Raw genomic sequence first — 15,828 nt, 5'->3', positions numbered from 1 at the left:
GCAGGAAACCCGGTCGCCTTCACGCGCGTGGGCCATACCGAGCATCGTGATGCGCGTGTCGGCCTCCAGCACCTCGCCGCCGCAGGTGGTCTTGTCACCCTGGCGAATGAAATATCCTATTGCCATTGATTGATCTCCTTCTCTACCGGCGTCCCATTCATGGGAGGCGCACCACTGTTAACCAGCACTCAGCCGACTCGGGATGAGCGGCATGACGCAAACTACGTGGGCGGAAAGGAAACTCAAGAGGGTTGGAAAAATCAGGAAATGCCTTACAGGTACTGGTGAAAAGGACCACGGAAACAGATGAGGCAACGGCGTTTTTTGCACGGTTTCGGATAGAAAGCAGGTGAGATCCCACAGGGTTTTGGTGTGCCTTTGGAATCGATGTTGGTTGGGCCAACGCCATCGTCGGAACACCGCCCGGAGAAAGCTCACTCCCATAGTGATTGGGGTCCACTGACGACCTTGTAGGCCCCGGTTTTTCGGGGCCTTTGGGTTTGGATCAGAGCAGGTGCTGGGAAATCAGTTTCGAAATTTCCACCATCGACGTCCTGCCAGTGAACTCGAACTTCACCTTGCCCAGCGACGAAAAGTAGATCTCCAGCTCCGAATCCAGGTCGAAGGTGCCGGACGTCTCCACCGAGTACGCGACGATGTTTTTGTACGGTAATGAGGTGAAGTCTTTTTTGCTGCCGGTGATGCCTTGTACGTTCACCGCGATGATGCGTTTATTGGTGAAGACCACGCCGTCGCGCATGGATTTGTAGGCGTCGATCACCTGTTCCCCTTCCAGCAACAGTGCGCTGACGCGTTCTGCGTATTCTTCGTTTTGCTTAAGTTTGAAGAAGCCTTTGTTGTTGAAATCGATCATTGCTCATTCCCTTTATTGAATGTGAATAGCCCGTGCCAGGTGCATCAGGCGCCTTGGGCGGTGGCTCGTCTAGACTTAATGGATGGTCGTGGACAGAACCGAACACGTCGCTTTGGTGCAGGTTAATAAAAGCCTCCGTGGCAATCTGCGTTTTATGCCCTTCAAGAGGCACAACAAGATGCCCGCCAAGGGCACCCTGGCCACCGGCCTGAAATTGCCACGACACCGTGACGTGGTGTGAGCGCCGCAGCCGACACTTTCGGACTACCGACGACCTTCTGGTGTGTCCGTGACCGTGAGGATTGCTGAATGCCTGATGTTGAGTTGCACCTGCCTGTGGTCAATACCGTGCTGGAGCGCCACAAAGGCTCTGCGGGTGCGCTGTTGCCCATTCTTCATGATATTCAGGAACGCATCGGCTTTGTCCCCGATGCCGCCGTCCCCGAGATTGCCCATGCGCTGAACCTGAGTCAGGCCGAGGTGCGTGGGGTGATCAGCTTTTACCATGATTTCCGTACTGCACCGCCTGCCCGACACATCTTGCGACTGTGTCGCGCCGAGTCGTGCCAGAGCCGTGGTGCCGAGCAGTTGGCGGCGCAGTTGCGTGAGCGGCTGCAACTGGACGACCACGGCAGCAGCGCCGATGGCAGCATCAGTTTGCGCCCGGTTTATTGCCTCGGGGCTTGTGCCTGTTCGCCCGCTGTGGAATTGGATGGCAGGGTGCATGCGCGGCTGAGTGCCGAGCGGCTGGATGCCTTGCTTGATGCTTGTCGGGAGGACGCTTGATGCCCACTCTCTATCTCTCGACAGACTCTCTGGCCCGTGCGGTGGGTGCCGATGAGGTGTCCACGGCGCTGATCACTCAGGCCAAGACACGCAACCTGCCGCTGGAATTGCAGCGCACCAGCTCTCGTGGTTTGTACTGGCTGGAACCGCTGCTGGAAGTGGATACGCCCGAGGGCCGGTTTGGCTTCGGCCCGCTGACCGCCGACGACGTGCCGTCGGTACTCGACGCCCTGCAAAACCCAAGCGCACATCCACTGGCTCTGGGCCTGGTGGAAGAATTGCCCTACCTGAAAACCCAACAACGCCTGCTGTTCGCCCGCGCCGGCATCACCCGGCCGTTGTCGCTGGACGATTACCAGGCCCAAGGTGGTTTCGAAGGCCTGAAAAGTGCCATCGCCATTGGCGGCGAACAAACCGCGACAGCAGTGTTCGATTCCGGCCTGCGCGGCCGTGGCGGTGCCGCCTTTCCCGCCGGAATCAAATGGCGCACGGTGCGCGGCACCCAAGCTGCGCAGAAATACATCGTGTGCAACGCCGACGAAGGCGACTCCGGCACTTTCGCCGACCGTATGTTGATGGAAGGCGACCCGTTCCTGCTGATCGAAGGCATGGCGATTGCCGGCCTGTGCTGCGGCGCCACCTACGGCTACATCTATGTGCGTTCGGAATACCCGGATGCCGTGGCGACTTTGCGCGATGCGCTGAACATCGCTCGCGCAGCAGGCTATCTGGGCGCCAACGTCGGCGGCAGCGGTCAGGCCTTCGACATGGAAGTGCGTGTCGGCGCCGGCGCCTACATCTGCGGTGAAGAAACCGCACTGCTCGACTCGCTGGAAGGCAAGCGCGGGATCGTCCGCGCCAAGCCACCGATCCCGGCTCTGCAAGGCCTGTTCGGCCAACCGACGTTGGTGCACAACGTGCTGACCCTGGCTTCGGTGCCGCTGATTCTGGCCAAGGGCGCGCAGTTCTATCGCGACTACGGCATGGGCCGTTCCCTGGGCACCATGCCCTTCCAGTTGGCGGGCAACATTCGTCGCGGCGGGCTGGTGGAACGGGCCTTCGGCCTGACCCTGCGCGAGTTGGTGGAAGACTACGGCGGTGGCACCGCCAGTGGCCGGCCGCTGAAGGCCGCGCAGGTGGGCGGACCGTTGGGCGCCTGGGTGCCGCCTTCGCAATTCGACACCCCGCTGGATTACGAAGCCTTCGCCGCCATGGGCGCGATGCTCGGTCACGGGGGTGTGGTGGTGGCGGATGACACCCTGGACATGGCGCACATGGCGCGTTTTGCCATGCAGTTCTGCGCCGAAGAATCCTGTGGCAAATGTACGCCGTGTCGCATCGGTTCGACCCGGGGCGTGGAGGTCATCGACCGGTTGCTGGCATCTCCCGATCAAAGCGGTCGCGACGAGCAGGCGATCATCCTCAAGGACCTGTGCGACACGATGCAATACGGTTCGCTGTGCGCCCTCGGCGGCATGACTTCTTACCCGGTCGCCAGCGCCCTCAAGCACTTCCCCGCCGACTTCGGTCTGCACGCCTCGGAGGCCGAGCAATGATCACTGTATTCGATCCGAAAACCGATATGGATCTCGGCACGCCGGCCCGCCAAAGCGATGTGCAGATCACCCTGAACATCGACGGCCGCAGCATCACCGTGCCCGAAGGCACTTCGGTAATGCGCGCCGCGGCGTTGATGGGCACCACCATTCCCAAACTCTGCGCCACCGACAGTCTGGAAGCCTTCGGCTCGTGCCGCATGTGCCTGGTGGAGATCGATGGCATGCGCGGCTATCCGGCGTCCTGCACCACGCCTGTCACTGAAGGCATGACCGTGCACACCCAGACGCCGAAGCTCGCGACCCTGCGCCGCAATGTCATGGAGTTGTATATCTCCGATCACCCGCTGGATTGCCTGACCTGTTCGGCCAACGGCAACTGCGAGCTGCAAACCGTGGCCGGTCAGGTCGGCCTGCGCGAGGTGCGTTACGGCTATGAAGGCGAGAACCATCTGGCCGACGTCAAGGACACTTCCAACCCCTACTTCGACTACGACCCGAGCAAGTGCATCGTCTGCAACCGTTGCGTGCGCGCCTGTGAAGAAACCCAGGGCACCTTTGCCCTGACCATCACCGGGCGCGGCTTTGAATCGCGGGTGGCGGCGGCGGGTGGGGATAACTTCCTCGATTCGGAATGCGTGTCTTGCGGCGCCTGTGTGCAGGCCTGCCCGACCGCGACCCTGATGGAAAAGAATGTAGTGGAGATGGGCCAGCCGGAGCGCAGCGTGATCACCACCTGCGCCTATTGCGGTGTGGGCTGTTCGTTCCGCGCCGAGATGAAAGGCAATCAACTGGTGCGCATGGTCCCGGACAAGAACGGCCAGGCCAACCACGGTCACTCCTGCGTCAAGGGGCGTTTCGCCTGGGGCTACGCTACCCACCCGGATCGCATCACCAAGCCGATGATCCGCAAGCACATCAGCGACCCATGGCAGGAAGTCAGCTGGGATGAGGCGGTGACCTATGCCGCCAGCGAGTTCCGCCGCTTGCAGCAGAAATACGGCCGCGACTCTATCGGCGGCATCACCTCCAGCCGCTGCACCAACGAAGAAACCTATCTGGTGCAGAAACTGGTGCGTGCGGCCTTCGGCAACAACAATGTCGACACCTGTGCGCGGGTCTGCCACTCGCCCACCGGTTATGGCTTGAAGCAAACCCTGGGCGAATCCGCCGGCACCCAGAGTTTCGACTCGGTGATGCAGGCCGACGTGATCCTGGTGATGGGTGCCAACCCCAGCGATGCCCACCCGGTGTTCGCTTCGCAACTCAAACGCCGCTTGCGCGAAGGTGCGCGGCTGATCGTCATCGACCCACGGCGCATCGATCTGGTGGACACGGTGCACGCCCGCGCCGAACTGCACCTGGCCCTGCGCCCCGGCACCAACGTCGCCATGCTCAATGCACTGGCCCACACCATCATCACCGAAGGCCTGCAAGACCAGGCGTTTATCGATGCCCGTTGCGAGGCCGGTGATTTCGCCCACTGGAGCGAATTCGTCAGCCGTGGGGAAAACTCGCCGGAAGTGCTGGGTCCGATCTGCGGCGTAGCAGCTGCGGACATCCGTGCTGCGGCGCGCTTGTACGCCACCGGTGGCAACGCGGCGATCTATTACGGCCTGGGCGTGACCGAACACAGCCAGGGCAGCACCTCGGTGATGGGCATCGCCAACCTCGCCATGGCCACCGGCAACATTGGCCGCGAAGGCGTCGGTGTGAACCCGTTGCGCGGGCAGAACAACGTGCAGGGCTCCTGCGACATGGGTTCCTTCCCCCACGAGTTGCCCGGCTACCGGCACATCTCCAACGAAACGGTGCGCACGCAATTCGAGCAGGCGTGGAACGTCACCCTGCATCCCGAACCGGGGCTGCGGATTCCCAACATGTTCGAGTCGGCGCTGGCCGGCAGTTTCAAGGGCCTGTATTGCCAGGGCGAGGATATTGCCCAGAGCGACCCGAATACCCAGCACGTCACCGCAGCGCTGTCGGCTATGGAATGTGTGGTGGTGCAGGACATCTTCCTCAACGAAACCGCCAAGTTCGCCCACGTGTTCCTGCCGGGGGCTTCGTTCCTGGAAAAAGACGGCACCTTCACCAACGCCGAGCGACGCATCTCCAGGGTGCGCAAGGTCATGGAGCCACTGGGTGGCAAGGCCGACTGGGAAGGCACGGTGGCGCTGGCCAAGGCGCTGGGTTACCCGATGAACTATCAGCACCCGTCAGAAATCATGGATGAAATTGCCCGCCTGACGCCGACCTTCACCAACGTCAGCTACGCCGAACTGGAACGCCACGGCAGCTTGCAATGGCCATGCAACGCCGCGGCGCCGGACGGTACGCCGACCATGCACATCGAGCAGTTCGTGCGCGGCAAGGGGCGCTTCATGCTCACCGGTTACGTGCCCACCGAGGAGAAGGTCAACAACCGTTATCCGCTGTTGCTGACCACCGGGCGCATCCTCAGCCAGTACAACGTCGGCGCCCAGACCCGGCGTACCGACAACGTGGCCTGGCACGATGAAGACCGCCTGGAAATCCACCCGACCGATGCTGAAAGCCGTGGCATCAACGAGGGTGACTGGGTCGGCATCGGCAGCCGTGCGGGTCAGACCGTGTTGCGCGCGCGTATCACCGAACGGGTGGCACCGGGCGTGGTGTACACCACCTTCCACTTCCCGGAATCGGGGGCCAACGTGATCACCACCGACAACTCGGACTGGGCCACCAACTGCCCGGAATACAAGGTCACGGCGGTGGAAGTCAGTCGCGTGTATCACCCTTCGGAATGGCAGAAACGCTTCCAGGCCTTCACCGACGAGCAGCACCGCCTGCTCAAGGACCGTGCCCGTGGTGATAAAGCGGAAGTACGCCGATGAGCACGGACAACCTGATCAAGATGGCCAACCAGATCGCCCAGTACTTCGCCAGCCAGCCGGACCAGGAACAGGCGGTGCTCAGTGTGCGCAATCACCTGCAGATGTTCTGGGCGCCGAGCATGCGCAAGGAATTGCTGGCCTGGCAGACGGAGCATCAGGGGGCGGATTTGCATCCGTTGGTGCAGGCGGCGGTGCAAGGCGCGGGGTGGGAGGCTTAGATTCGCTGTTGAACAACGGTGAGAGCGGGCTTGCTCGCGATAGTGGTGTATCAGCCAGCACTGGGCTGGATATGAGGCCGCCATCGCGAGCAAGCTCGCTCCCACAGGGGATTTGGGTTTGGCACCGATACCAGGCTCGCCACTTGGCCCTGTGGGAGCAAAACTACTGGTTGTCCTTCCCCGACGCCTTCACCGTCACTTCAATCGCCCGAATACTGATCGCGGCGAAGATCGCCGTCATCAGCACGCCGTTGAATCCCAGCAGAATCGCCAGTACCCGTGACACCGCCAACTTGGGCACCAGTTCGCCGTAACCGATGGTCAGGCCGGTCACGAAAGCGAAGTAGACACCGTCGAACGGGCTCCAGCCTTCCAGGTGGGCGATGATCAGGCCGAAGCTGACGATGAAGAACAGCAGCAGGGAAAAGATCGGCCAGACCACTTTCAGGTAAAACCAGACGGCTTTGTAGAATTCGTGGCGCACATGCACGGCATGTTGGTGATGGTTCATTTGGGGAGTGTCCTTGGGCTGGGAAGTGCACGGCGTTTCGACATTCCCAACAGCTTGGCACATGCGCCGAAAACCGCGACCAGCGGAAGGCTGCCGACGACCCGCCAGGGCTAAGCTCAAAGGAGCCGTCATGGTGGAGAACGCCCATGCTCAAGTCCCTGATTCCCCTCGCCCTGCTCGCCGCCTTCATCGCCGTCAGCGGCTCGTCCTGCCATGACTATGACAAGGACGAAACCGCCAAACCGCCGCCCCCGCAAGGCAATAGCCGGTTGATTCCGCCGCAGCAACTCAACCCGCCGACCATGCCACGCCAGCGCATGTAGCAGTCAGTTCGCCGCGCTTTCGCGGATCAGCTTCTTGTTGATCTTGCCGACGCTGGTCTTGGGGATCTCGGCGACGAACTTGAACTGCTTGGGTATCGCCCACTTGTTGATGCGCCCGCCATCGACGAAGGCTTGCAGGTGGCTTTCCAGCATCTTGCGGTCAAGGTAGTGCCCCGGCTCGCCGACCACCATGGCCATCGGCCGTTCGCCCCACTGTTCGTCAACGATGCCGACCACGGCGACGGACATCACCGCCGGGTGTTCGCTGATCAGGCTTTCCAGTTCCAGCGAGCTGATCCACTCGCCGCCGGTCTTGATCACGTCCTTGATGCGATCCTTGATTTCCACGCAGCCCAGGGTGTCGACGGAGGCCATGTCACCGGTGTGCAGCCAGCCGTTGTCCCACAGCTCGGCGCCTTTGCCCGGCTCCTTCAGGTAGCCCTGGGTCAGCCAAGGGGCGCGTACGACGATTTCACCGAGGGACTCACCATCGTGGGCAACGTCCTGACCGTTGGCGTCAACGATCTTCAGGTCGACCATCGGCACCGGCGTGCCGGTCTTGATGCGGATCGGCAGTTGCGCGGCTGTGGATAACTCAAGGTCGGGATCGCGCAGGTAGGTCAGGCACAGCAGCGGGCAGGTTTCCGACATGCCGTAACCGGCGTGCACCACCATGCCTTTGGCGCTGGCTTCGCTGGCGATACCCAGGGTCAGCGCGCTGCCGCCGAGGAGCATTTTCCAGCCGTCGAAACGGGTGGCCTTGCCTTGTTCGCAGTTGAGGATCATCTGCAGGATGGTCGGCACGCAGTGGGAGAAGGTCACCTTCTCTTCACGGTACAGGCGCACCAGGCTGTTGGGTTCGTAACGGCCGGGGTAAACCTGCTTGATGCCCATCAGCGTGGCGACGTAGGGCACGCCCCAGGCATGCACGTGGAACATCGGCGTGATCGGCATGTACACGTCATCGGAACGCAGTAGCGGCTGGCCTTGATAGGCAGCCAGGGTGCCGACGGCGTTCAGGGTGTGCAGCACCAATTGACGGTGGCTGAAGTACACGCCTTTCGGGTCGCCGGTGGTGCCGGTGGTGTAGAACAGGGTCGCCACCGAGTTTTCGTCGAAGTCGGGGAAGTCGTACTGATCCGAGGCGCTGGCCAGCAGGCTTTCATACTCACCGAGCACCGGCAACGAGGTCGGCAGCGCGTTGTCGTCGGTCAGTTGCAGATAGCCTTTGACGGTGTCCAGACGCCCGTGGATCTGCTCCACCAGCGGCAGGAAATCATCGTGCACCAGCACCAGGTCATCCTCGGCGTGGTTCATGGTGAACAGCACCTGCTCCGGCGACAGGCGAATGTTCACCGTGTGCAGCACGGCGCCGATCATCGGCACGGCGAAGAAGCATTCCAGATAGCGGTGGCTGTCCCAGTCGAGCAGCGCCACGGTGTCGCCGGCCTTGACCCCGGCGGCTGTCAGCGCGTTGGCCAGACGGCGAATGCGCTGGTTCAACGTCTGGTAGCTGTAGCGCAGTTTGTCGGCGTAGACGATCTCTCGCCCCGGCTCGTAGCGCGCCCCGGACAGCAGCAATTGCTTGATCAGTAACGGGTAGGCATAGGCGCCCTCGGCGGGCGCGATGATTTTGGTCTTCAGCATGATGGGCGTTCCTTGTCCTTCGATCAGAACTGATCGGCTGGCAACTCGAAAAGGCACTCGCTGCCGGCCTTGGCCGAGGCGCTCAACGAGTGGATGCGTGGCAGCAACCGGGCGAAGTAAAAGCGCGCGGTGGCCAGTTTGCTGCTGTAGAAGTCATCCTCCTCGTGGGAACTCAGCACAGCCTTGGCCATGCGTGCCCACATGTAGGCGTAGGCGGTGTAGCCGAACACGTGCAGGTACTCGACCGAGGCGGCGCCGATTTCGTTCGGATTGCCCTGGGCGCGATCGAGCAGCCAGGCGGTCAGTTCATCGAGATTATCGACGGCGGCACTCAGCGGCTGGTTGAACTCATCGAGTTCGGCACTGGCATTGGCGATGAAGTGGCGGATTTCCGATGCGAACAGTCGATAGAGCGCCCCGCCGCTGCCGACGATCTTGCGCCCGACCAGGTCCAGGGACTGAATGCCGTTGGTGCCTTCGTAGATCTGCGTGATGCGTACGTCACGCACCAGCTGCTCCTGACCCCACTCGCGGATGTAGCCGTGGCCGCCGAACACCTGTTGGCCAAGCACGGTGGTTTCCAGGCCCATGTCGGTGAGGAAAGCCTTGGCCACCGGGGTCAGCAACGCGACCATTTCCTGGGCACGGGCGCTCGTCGTGGCGTCTTCGCTGAATTTCGAGATATCCAGTTGCAGGGCAACGTAGCTGGAGAACGCACGACCGCCCTCGTTCAGGGCTTTCATGGTCAGCAGCATGCGCCGCACATCCGGGTGGACGATGATCGGATCAGCGGCCTTGTCTTTGTACTGTGCACCGCTCGGCGCACGGCTTTGCAGGCGATCGCGGGCGTAGGCGACGGCGTTCTGATAGGAACGTTCGCCCTGGGCCAGGCCCTGGATACCCACGCCCAGGCGCTCGTAGTTCATCATGGTGAACATGGCCGCCAGGCCTTTGTTCGGCGCGTCGACCAGCCAACCGCTGGCGCCGTCGAAGTTCATCACGCAGGTGGCGGACGCCTTGATGCCCATCTTGTGTTCGATGGAGCCGCAGGACAGCGCGTTACGTTCGCCCAGCGAACCATCATTGTTGACCAGCACCTTGGGCACCAGGAACAACGAGATACCTTTCGGTCCTGCCGGTGCATCCGGCAGGCGCGCCAGCACCAGGTGAATGATGTTTTCGGTCAGGTCGTGCTCGCCGCCGGTGATGAAGATCTTGCTGCCGCTGACCTTGTAGCTGCCATCGGCCTGGGGTTCGGCCTTGGTGCGGATCAGGCCCAGGTCTGTGCCGGCATGGGCCTCGGTCAGGCACATCGAACCGGTCCAGGTGCCGGCGTACATGTTCGGCAAGTACTTGGCCTTCAGCTCTTCGCTGGCGTGTGCATTGATCGACAGACAGGCACCGGCGGTGAGCATCGGGTACAGGCCGAACGACAGGCTGGCGGCGTTGACCATCTCTTCGACCTGCGCCGAAATCGCCTTGGGCATGCCCATGCCACCGAACTGCGCATCGCCGCCGACGCCAACCCAACCACCTTCGGCGAAGGCTTTGTAGGCCTCGGCGAAACCGTCTGGTGCGCTGACCGCGCCGTTGTTCCAGCTGCAGCCTTGTTCATCGCTGGCGCGGTTCAACGGTGCGATCACTTCGCCGCTGATCTTGCCGGCCTCTTCGAGGATCGCCACAGCGGTTTCTTCGTCGATGACCTCGGCCAGGCCAGGCAGACTGGCCCACAGCCGGGGCGCCTGGAAAACCTCGTTGAGTACGAAGCGCATGTCGCGCAGGGGAGCTTTGTAATCAGACATTCTTGGCTTACTCGGAAGTGGTCAGGGCATGCGGCATGCCAGGACGTTCAGTGGTTTCGTTGGGCGCGGTGGCGGCGGTCGTCGCGTCGACGACGGGCACACGTTCACGCAGCAGGAAGTACGACAGGGCCGGGATCAGGATCAGCGCGCCGAGCATGTTCCACAGGAACATGAAGGTCAGCAGGATGCCCATGTCCGCCTGGAACTTGATCGGCGACCAGACCCAGCAGACCACGCCGGCGGCAAGGGTGATGCCGACCAGCCCGACCACCCGGCCAGTGAAGGACACGGCATTGCGGTAGGCCTGGGACAGCGGCAGCCCCTGGCGCTGGAAGTGCAATTGCACGCTGAGCAGGTACAGGGCGTAGTCCACGCCAATGCCGACGCCGAGGGCGATGACCGGCAGGGTCGCGACCTTCACGCCGATGCCCATGGCGACCATCAGCGCTTCACAGAGGATCGAGGTCAGCACCAGCGGCAGCAGCGCCACCAGCGTGGCGCGCCAGCTGCGGAAGGTGATCAGACAGAACAGGGTCACCGCTGCGTACACGTACAGCAGCATGGTGTGGTTGGCTTCGCGCACGACGATGTTGGTCGCCGCCTCGATGCCGGCGCTGCCGGCGGCGAGCAGGAACTGGCGATCCGGGGTGCTGTTTTCCTTGGCGAACTTGTCGGCGATGGCGACCACAGCGTCGAGGGTCTCGGCCTTGTGGTCCTTGAGGAAGGTGATCACCGGCATCATCGAGCAGTCGGTGTTGAACAGCTCCGGCGAGTTCACCGAGGCTTGCTGGGCGGCGTAGTTCAGCACGTCCTGGTTACGCTGGATGCTGTTGAGCTTGGGGTTGCCCTCGTAAGTGCCGGCGGTGATCTGCCGCACCGCGTTGACCAGCGACGCGGTGGCCTGCACGCCCGGATACTGTTGCAGTTCCCAGGCCAGGCGGTCGGCGAGGATCAGCGTCTGGTAGCTCAGGCAACCTTCCGGCGCCGTCTTGATCATCACCGCGAACAGGTCGCTGGACAGCGCGTAATGCTGGGTGATGTAGGCGTTGTCGCGGTTGTAGCGCGAGTCGGCGCGCAGCTCCGGCGCCCCGCTTTCCAGGTCACCGATTTTCAGGTGCTGACTGACCATGAAACCGCCGATGCCCATCAACAGTGCTACGAGCACCGCCCCGGTGGCCCACTTGCCAGTGGTGAAGCGGTCGAGCAGGTCCCACAGCTTGCCGAAGCCTTTGTGTTTCTCCGCACGGGTATCGATTTTCAAGGCACGCTCGGCTGCTTTGGCACCGACGCCGATGTACGACAGCGCCACCGGCATCAGCAACAGCGAGGTGAAGATCAGCACGGCGACACCGATGCTGGCGGTGATTGCCAGGTCTTTGATCACCGGAATATCGATCAGCATCAGCACGGCGAAGCCCACGGCGTCGGCGAGCAACGCGGTGACCCCGGCAATGAACAGACGGCGGAAGGTGTAGCGCGCGGCGATCAGTTTGTGGGTGCCACGGGCGATGTCCTGCATGATGCCGTTCATCTTCTGCGCCGCGTGGGACACGCCAATGGCGAAGATCAGGAACGGCACCAGCACCGAGTACGGGTCGATGGCGTAACCGAGCCAGGCGACGATGCCCAGCTGCCAGATCACCGCCACCAGCGAACAGCCGACCACCAGCAAGGTGCTGCGCACGCAGCGGGTGTAGGCGTAGATGATCACCAGCGACGTGACGACGGCGAGGCCGAAGAACATCATCACCTGGATCAGGCCGTCGATCAGGTCGCCCATCAGTTTGGCGAAGCCGATCACGCGCACCTTGTAATGGCCGGTGCCTTCCTTGCCGGCCTTGCGTGCGGCGCTGTCACCGGCGAATTCGATCTTGTCGCGCAATTGCTCTTCGAGCATCTGCGAGAACGCGTGGTAGTTGATCGGCTGGCCACCGGCGGCGGCCTTGTCCAGCAGCGGCACGATCAGCATGCTCGATTTGTAGTCGCTGGCCACCAGGCTGCCGACCACACCGGCGCGGGAGATGTTCTGGCGCAATTGCTCGATGTCGGCGGGCGAGCCCTGATAGCTGTCGGGCATCACCGGGCCGCCCTGGAAGCCGTCCTCGGTGACTTCGGTCCAGCGCACTGCCGGGCTCCACAGCGACTTCATCCAGGCACGGTCGACACCTTCGGTGAGGAACAACTGGTCGTTGACCTGCTTGAGCACATCGAGATAACCGGGGTCGAAAATATCGCCCTGGGTGTTCTCCACCACCACCCGTACCGAGTTGCCCAGGCCACGCAACGACGCGCGGTTTTCGAGGAAGTTCTGGATGTACGGCTGGCTCTGCGGAATCATTTTTTCGAAGCTGGGACGCAGTTCCAGGCGGGTCGCGGCCATGTAGCCGAAGACCACGGTGGCCAGCGCCATCAGCAGCATGAACAACGGCCGGTAGTTGAACACCAGCCGTTCCAGGCGATTGCCCGAGCGACGGTCGAAGTCGCGCAGGTCGCGAATCACCGGCATGGCGTCTTGTTTGATATTGCCCATGTCTGGTTCTCGCTCTTAAGGTTTTTGGGCCAGGTCGCCAGACAACGTCTGGACACCGCGGCTGCCCGCCACGACCAACCCGCCATCGACGGTTTGGGTGGCCCCGGCGACCGGAGTCGGCGCCGCTTTTCGAATCAGTTGCAACTGCGCGCCGCTGCCCTGGCTGACCAGCATCTGCCCGCCCTGGGTGAACAGGCGATAGTTGCCCTGCTGGTCGATAAGGCCGGCGGTGATGCTGACGTGCAGGCCGGTGTCGAGGGCGCTCCAGTTCTGCCCGCCGTCGATGCTGCGCAGCACGTTGCCGCGCAGGCCGTAGACCAGTACTTCTCCGGGCTTGCCGAGCACGCCGAAGAAGCTGCCCTGATACGGCGTCACTACGGCGGCGAAGCGTTGCGCCGCGTCGTCCCACTTGAGCAACAGGCCCTGCTCGCCGGCGATGTACAACGCATCGCCGGTAGAGGCGATGGCATTGAGGTGGAAACCTTGCGGGTTGTCGGTGCGGTCCTGATACGGGGTCCAGGTCTGGCCGCCGTCGTCAGTGCGCAGGATCAGGTTGAATACACCGACCACGTAGCCGGTTTTTTCATTGGCAAACCAGACGTCGAGCAAGGGTTTATCCGCGCCCTGCTCGGCCATGCGCTGGCCTTCGGCGGCCAGCGCCGACCACTGTTCGTTACCCGGCTCGGCCTTGGCCAGTGTCGCGTAATGGGCTTGCAGAAAGGCGCCGATCTGGCGGCCGTCGAGTTGCTTTTGCCAGCTCGCACCGGCATCGCTGCTGTGCAGCACCACGCCGTCATTGCCCACCGCCCAGCCTTGGGTCGCGGTCGGGAAATTCACGGCGGTGAGGTCGGCACTGACCGGCACGGAGGCCTGCTGCCAGTGCAATCCTGAATCATCGGAAAACAGAATGTGGCCACGCTGGCCGACACTGATCACCCGCGAACCGGCGCGGGCCATGCCTGACAACGGACTGTTGACGGCCAGGCTGCTGGCCCTGGCGGGCAGGTCCAGCACATCGACAAAGCCGGCTGCATGGCTGACACCCTGCAACAGGCCCAGCAGCAGGCCAAACGCCAGCCGCCAATCTTTTCTATACGCACACATACCGCACCCTCTTCGGAGAACCGCGCCGAAACACACATCCGTGTGCCTGACGTTCAAACCTCACGCCTGCCCACTTGGTCCCTGTAGGAGCGAGCCTGCTCGCGATGGTGGTCAACGATGACGCGGGGCATCTGGTTCCCCGCGGTGTTGTTGAGTCCATCGCGAGCAGGCTCGCTCCTACAACACACCGGAGCGGCCAGGCGTTTGTTGCAGTGGGCTTAACGAATGCCACTACCGGCCAGGGATTCCGACGACCACTGGGCCTTGGAGAGTGGATCGATGTACTTGATGCCGCCGTACGGGCCGACCACACCGTTGATGTTGTACGAACCGCCGACCAGGTCGTAGATCATGAACGGCGTCGAGTCCGGCACCTGCTTGTCGTAGCTCTGGCTCAGGAAGGCGAAGGAACCGCGATAGAGCTGGCCACGGGCGTCATATTGATCCGAGGCCAGAGCGGTCCAGCTGTCTTCGTCGAGGTAGAAGCGGCGCTTGGCGTAGATGTGGCGCGCACCGGCCTTGAGGGTGCCTTCGACGACCCACACGCGGTGTTTTTCCCAGCGCACGAAGTCTGGCGCGAGGTGGTTGGCGGTGGTCAGTGCTTTAGGGTCCTGGGCGTAGGTCAGCTTGTAGGTGTTGTAGGGCACGATCATTTCCTGCTTGCCCACCAGCTTCCAGTCGTAGCGATCCAGTGCACCGTTGAAGACGAACACGTCGTCATAGGTGCCTGCACCGGCAGTACCCGGGTTTGGCGTGTCGTAAGCCAGGCTCGGCGCCAGCTTCACCCGACGCTGACCAGGCAGGTACTGCCAGGCGCGACGCGGTTGCTGCAACGGGTTGGCGGCGTCCTTGAGCATGATCGCCTCGCCGGCACGGCGGGCCGGGCCGGTGTACGCCAGCTTCATCTGGTAGTACACGTCCGAGCTGCTGATCGGCTGCGCCAGGTTCTCGTAGATCGGGTAGGAGATGTTCGCCTGCCCGGTGGTCGCCAGGCTGGCGACGCCGGCCGAGTCGACGTTCCACGAGTCGTACTTGGAGCTGATGCTCACGCCCTGGTAACGCAGCAGGAAGTTCCACATCGCCTCGTTGCCCGATTGCGGGATCGGGAACGGCACGCCCGGCAGGACGTTGTCGATGGCCAGACCGCCTTCCAGGGACTTGGCGCCGCTGGCGTTTTTCACGCCGTTATCCAGCACGGCCTTGGGCAGCGACACGGTGCGGTGGGTCGGGTAGACGTCGACGTGGAAAGTCGGGAAACGCTTGGCCAGTTCCACGGTGGTGGCGGTCAGCGAGTTCTTGTACTGGTCGACGTTTTTGCCATCGATCACCAGCAACGGTTTTTCATTGGCAAACGGGTCCGGGCGCATGCTGTCACCGGCCTTGAAGCTGGCAGGTGGCGTGGTCAGGCCACCGTCATAGGCCGGAATGGAACCATCAGCGTTCCCGGCCTTTTCGGCGCCTACCAGGGTCAGGCTGCTGCCGAGCTTGGCAACGTCCTGAGGTGAAACAGCGGCCTGCGCCTGTGCGGCGAGGATCATGGCCAGGGATGCGGCCAACACGGTTTTTGCGAGTGTCATCTTGTTATTCTCCTGCTTGCTTGTGGC

General features: G+C 62.5%; 14 protein-coding genes. 6 read left to right on the top strand and 8 right to left on the bottom strand.

Going from position 1 to position 15,828, the window contains the following annotated elements; all coding sequences use genetic code 11:
• The coding region (locus EIY72_RS22090; protein WP_132680171.1) for a PAAR domain-containing protein at window positions 1–126 on the bottom strand (126 nt) is incomplete at its 3' end.
• Window positions 127–505: 379 nt separating this feature from the next.
• Window positions 506–874 carry a PH domain-containing protein gene (locus EIY72_RS22085; RefSeq protein WP_093226569.1) on the bottom strand — a complete coding sequence of 123 codons (369 nt, stop codon included), beginning with the start codon at window positions 872–874 and terminating at the stop codon, window positions 506–508.
• An 88-nt stretch (window positions 875–962) separates the two neighbouring features.
• Between EIY72_RS22085 and EIY72_RS29995 the strand changes: the two genes are divergently transcribed.
• The 5 genes from EIY72_RS29995 to EIY72_RS22065 all read left to right on the top strand — a co-directional run bounded on the left by EIY72_RS29995 (window position 963) and on the right by EIY72_RS22065 (window position 6,307).
• On the top strand, window positions 963–1,115 hold the full coding sequence (locus tag EIY72_RS29995; RefSeq protein ID WP_157720945.1) for a hypothetical protein: 153 nt from the start codon (window positions 963–965) through the stop codon (window positions 1,113–1,115).
• Between the two features lie 68 nt (window positions 1,116–1,183).
• Complete coding sequence (locus EIY72_RS22080; RefSeq protein WP_093226571.1) at window positions 1,184–1,660, top strand: formate dehydrogenase subunit gamma; 477 nt, start codon at window positions 1,184–1,186, stop codon at window positions 1,658–1,660.
• Entirely contained in the window at window positions 1,660–3,216 is a 1,557-nt protein-coding gene (locus EIY72_RS22075) for a formate dehydrogenase beta subunit (protein ID WP_093226574.1), read from the top strand. Before EIY72_RS22080 ends, EIY72_RS22075 begins: the two co-directional genes overlap by 1 nt.
• Window positions 3,213–6,089 carry a formate dehydrogenase subunit alpha gene (gene fdhF, locus EIY72_RS22070; RefSeq protein WP_093226577.1) on the top strand — a complete coding sequence of 959 codons (2,877 nt, stop codon included), beginning with the start codon at window positions 3,213–3,215 and terminating at the stop codon, window positions 6,087–6,089. Before EIY72_RS22075 ends, fdhF begins: the two co-directional genes overlap by 4 nt.
• Window positions 6,086–6,307: a formate dehydrogenase subunit delta gene (locus tag EIY72_RS22065; protein ID WP_093226580.1), complete on the top strand. Its 222-nt coding sequence runs from the start codon at window positions 6,086–6,088 to the stop codon at window positions 6,305–6,307. Before fdhF ends, EIY72_RS22065 begins: the two co-directional genes overlap by 4 nt.
• Window positions 6,308–6,470: 163 nt before the next feature.
• On the opposite strand, the gene EIY72_RS22060 is transcribed toward EIY72_RS22065, so the two are convergent.
• Window positions 6,471–6,818, bottom strand: coding sequence for a potassium channel family protein (locus tag EIY72_RS22060; RefSeq protein WP_093226582.1), 348 nt, complete (start codon window positions 6,816–6,818; stop codon window positions 6,471–6,473).
• A gap of 146 nt (window positions 6,819–6,964) precedes the next feature.
• Here EIY72_RS22060 and EIY72_RS29990 point away from each other — a divergent pair, with 146 nt between their 5' ends.
• Window positions 6,965–7,141, top strand: coding sequence for a hypothetical protein (locus tag EIY72_RS29990; protein ID WP_157720946.1), 177 nt, complete (start codon window positions 6,965–6,967; stop codon window positions 7,139–7,141).
• A gap of 3 nt (window positions 7,142–7,144) precedes the next feature.
• Here EIY72_RS29990 and EIY72_RS22055 read toward each other — a convergent pair whose 3' ends face one another.
• From EIY72_RS22055 to EIY72_RS22035, 5 genes are all read right to left on the bottom strand, one after another.
• Window positions 7,145–8,788 carry a fatty acid--CoA ligase gene (locus EIY72_RS22055; protein ID WP_093226585.1) on the bottom strand — a complete coding sequence of 548 codons (1,644 nt, stop codon included), beginning with the start codon at window positions 8,786–8,788 and terminating at the stop codon, window positions 7,145–7,147.
• A gap of 23 nt (window positions 8,789–8,811) precedes the next feature.
• The gene (locus EIY72_RS22050; protein WP_093226587.1) at window positions 8,812–10,590 is read right to left on the bottom strand and encodes an acyl-CoA dehydrogenase C-terminal domain-containing protein; all 1,779 of its coding nucleotides are present in this window, start codon (window positions 10,588–10,590) and stop codon (window positions 8,812–8,814) included.
• Window positions 10,591–10,597: 7 nt separating this feature from the next.
• Window positions 10,598–13,120, bottom strand: a complete 2,523-nt coding sequence (locus EIY72_RS22045) for an efflux RND transporter permease subunit (protein ID WP_093226590.1) — start codon at window positions 13,118–13,120, stop codon at window positions 10,598–10,600.
• 15 nt (window positions 13,121–13,135) lie between these two features.
• A complete protein-coding gene (locus EIY72_RS22040; protein ID WP_093226593.1) occupies window positions 13,136–14,224 on the bottom strand; it encodes a WD40/YVTN/BNR-like repeat-containing protein in 1,089 nt (362 codons plus the stop codon).
• Between the two features lie 218 nt (window positions 14,225–14,442).
• Window positions 14,443–15,801 carry a DUF1329 domain-containing protein gene (locus tag EIY72_RS22035; protein ID WP_093226595.1) on the bottom strand — a complete coding sequence of 453 codons (1,359 nt, stop codon included), beginning with the start codon at window positions 15,799–15,801 and terminating at the stop codon, window positions 14,443–14,445.
• Between the last annotated feature and the right edge of the window lie 27 nt (window positions 15,802–15,828).

It is taken from the genome of Pseudomonas vancouverensis (assembly GCF_004348895.1).
In the GTDB taxonomy this organism is placed as follows: domain Bacteria; phylum Pseudomonadota; class Gammaproteobacteria; order Pseudomonadales; family Pseudomonadaceae; genus Aquipseudomonas; species Aquipseudomonas vancouverensis.
The sequence above is the reverse complement of the archived record's forward strand: the minus strand, read 5'-3'. Positions and strand labels throughout refer to the sequence as shown.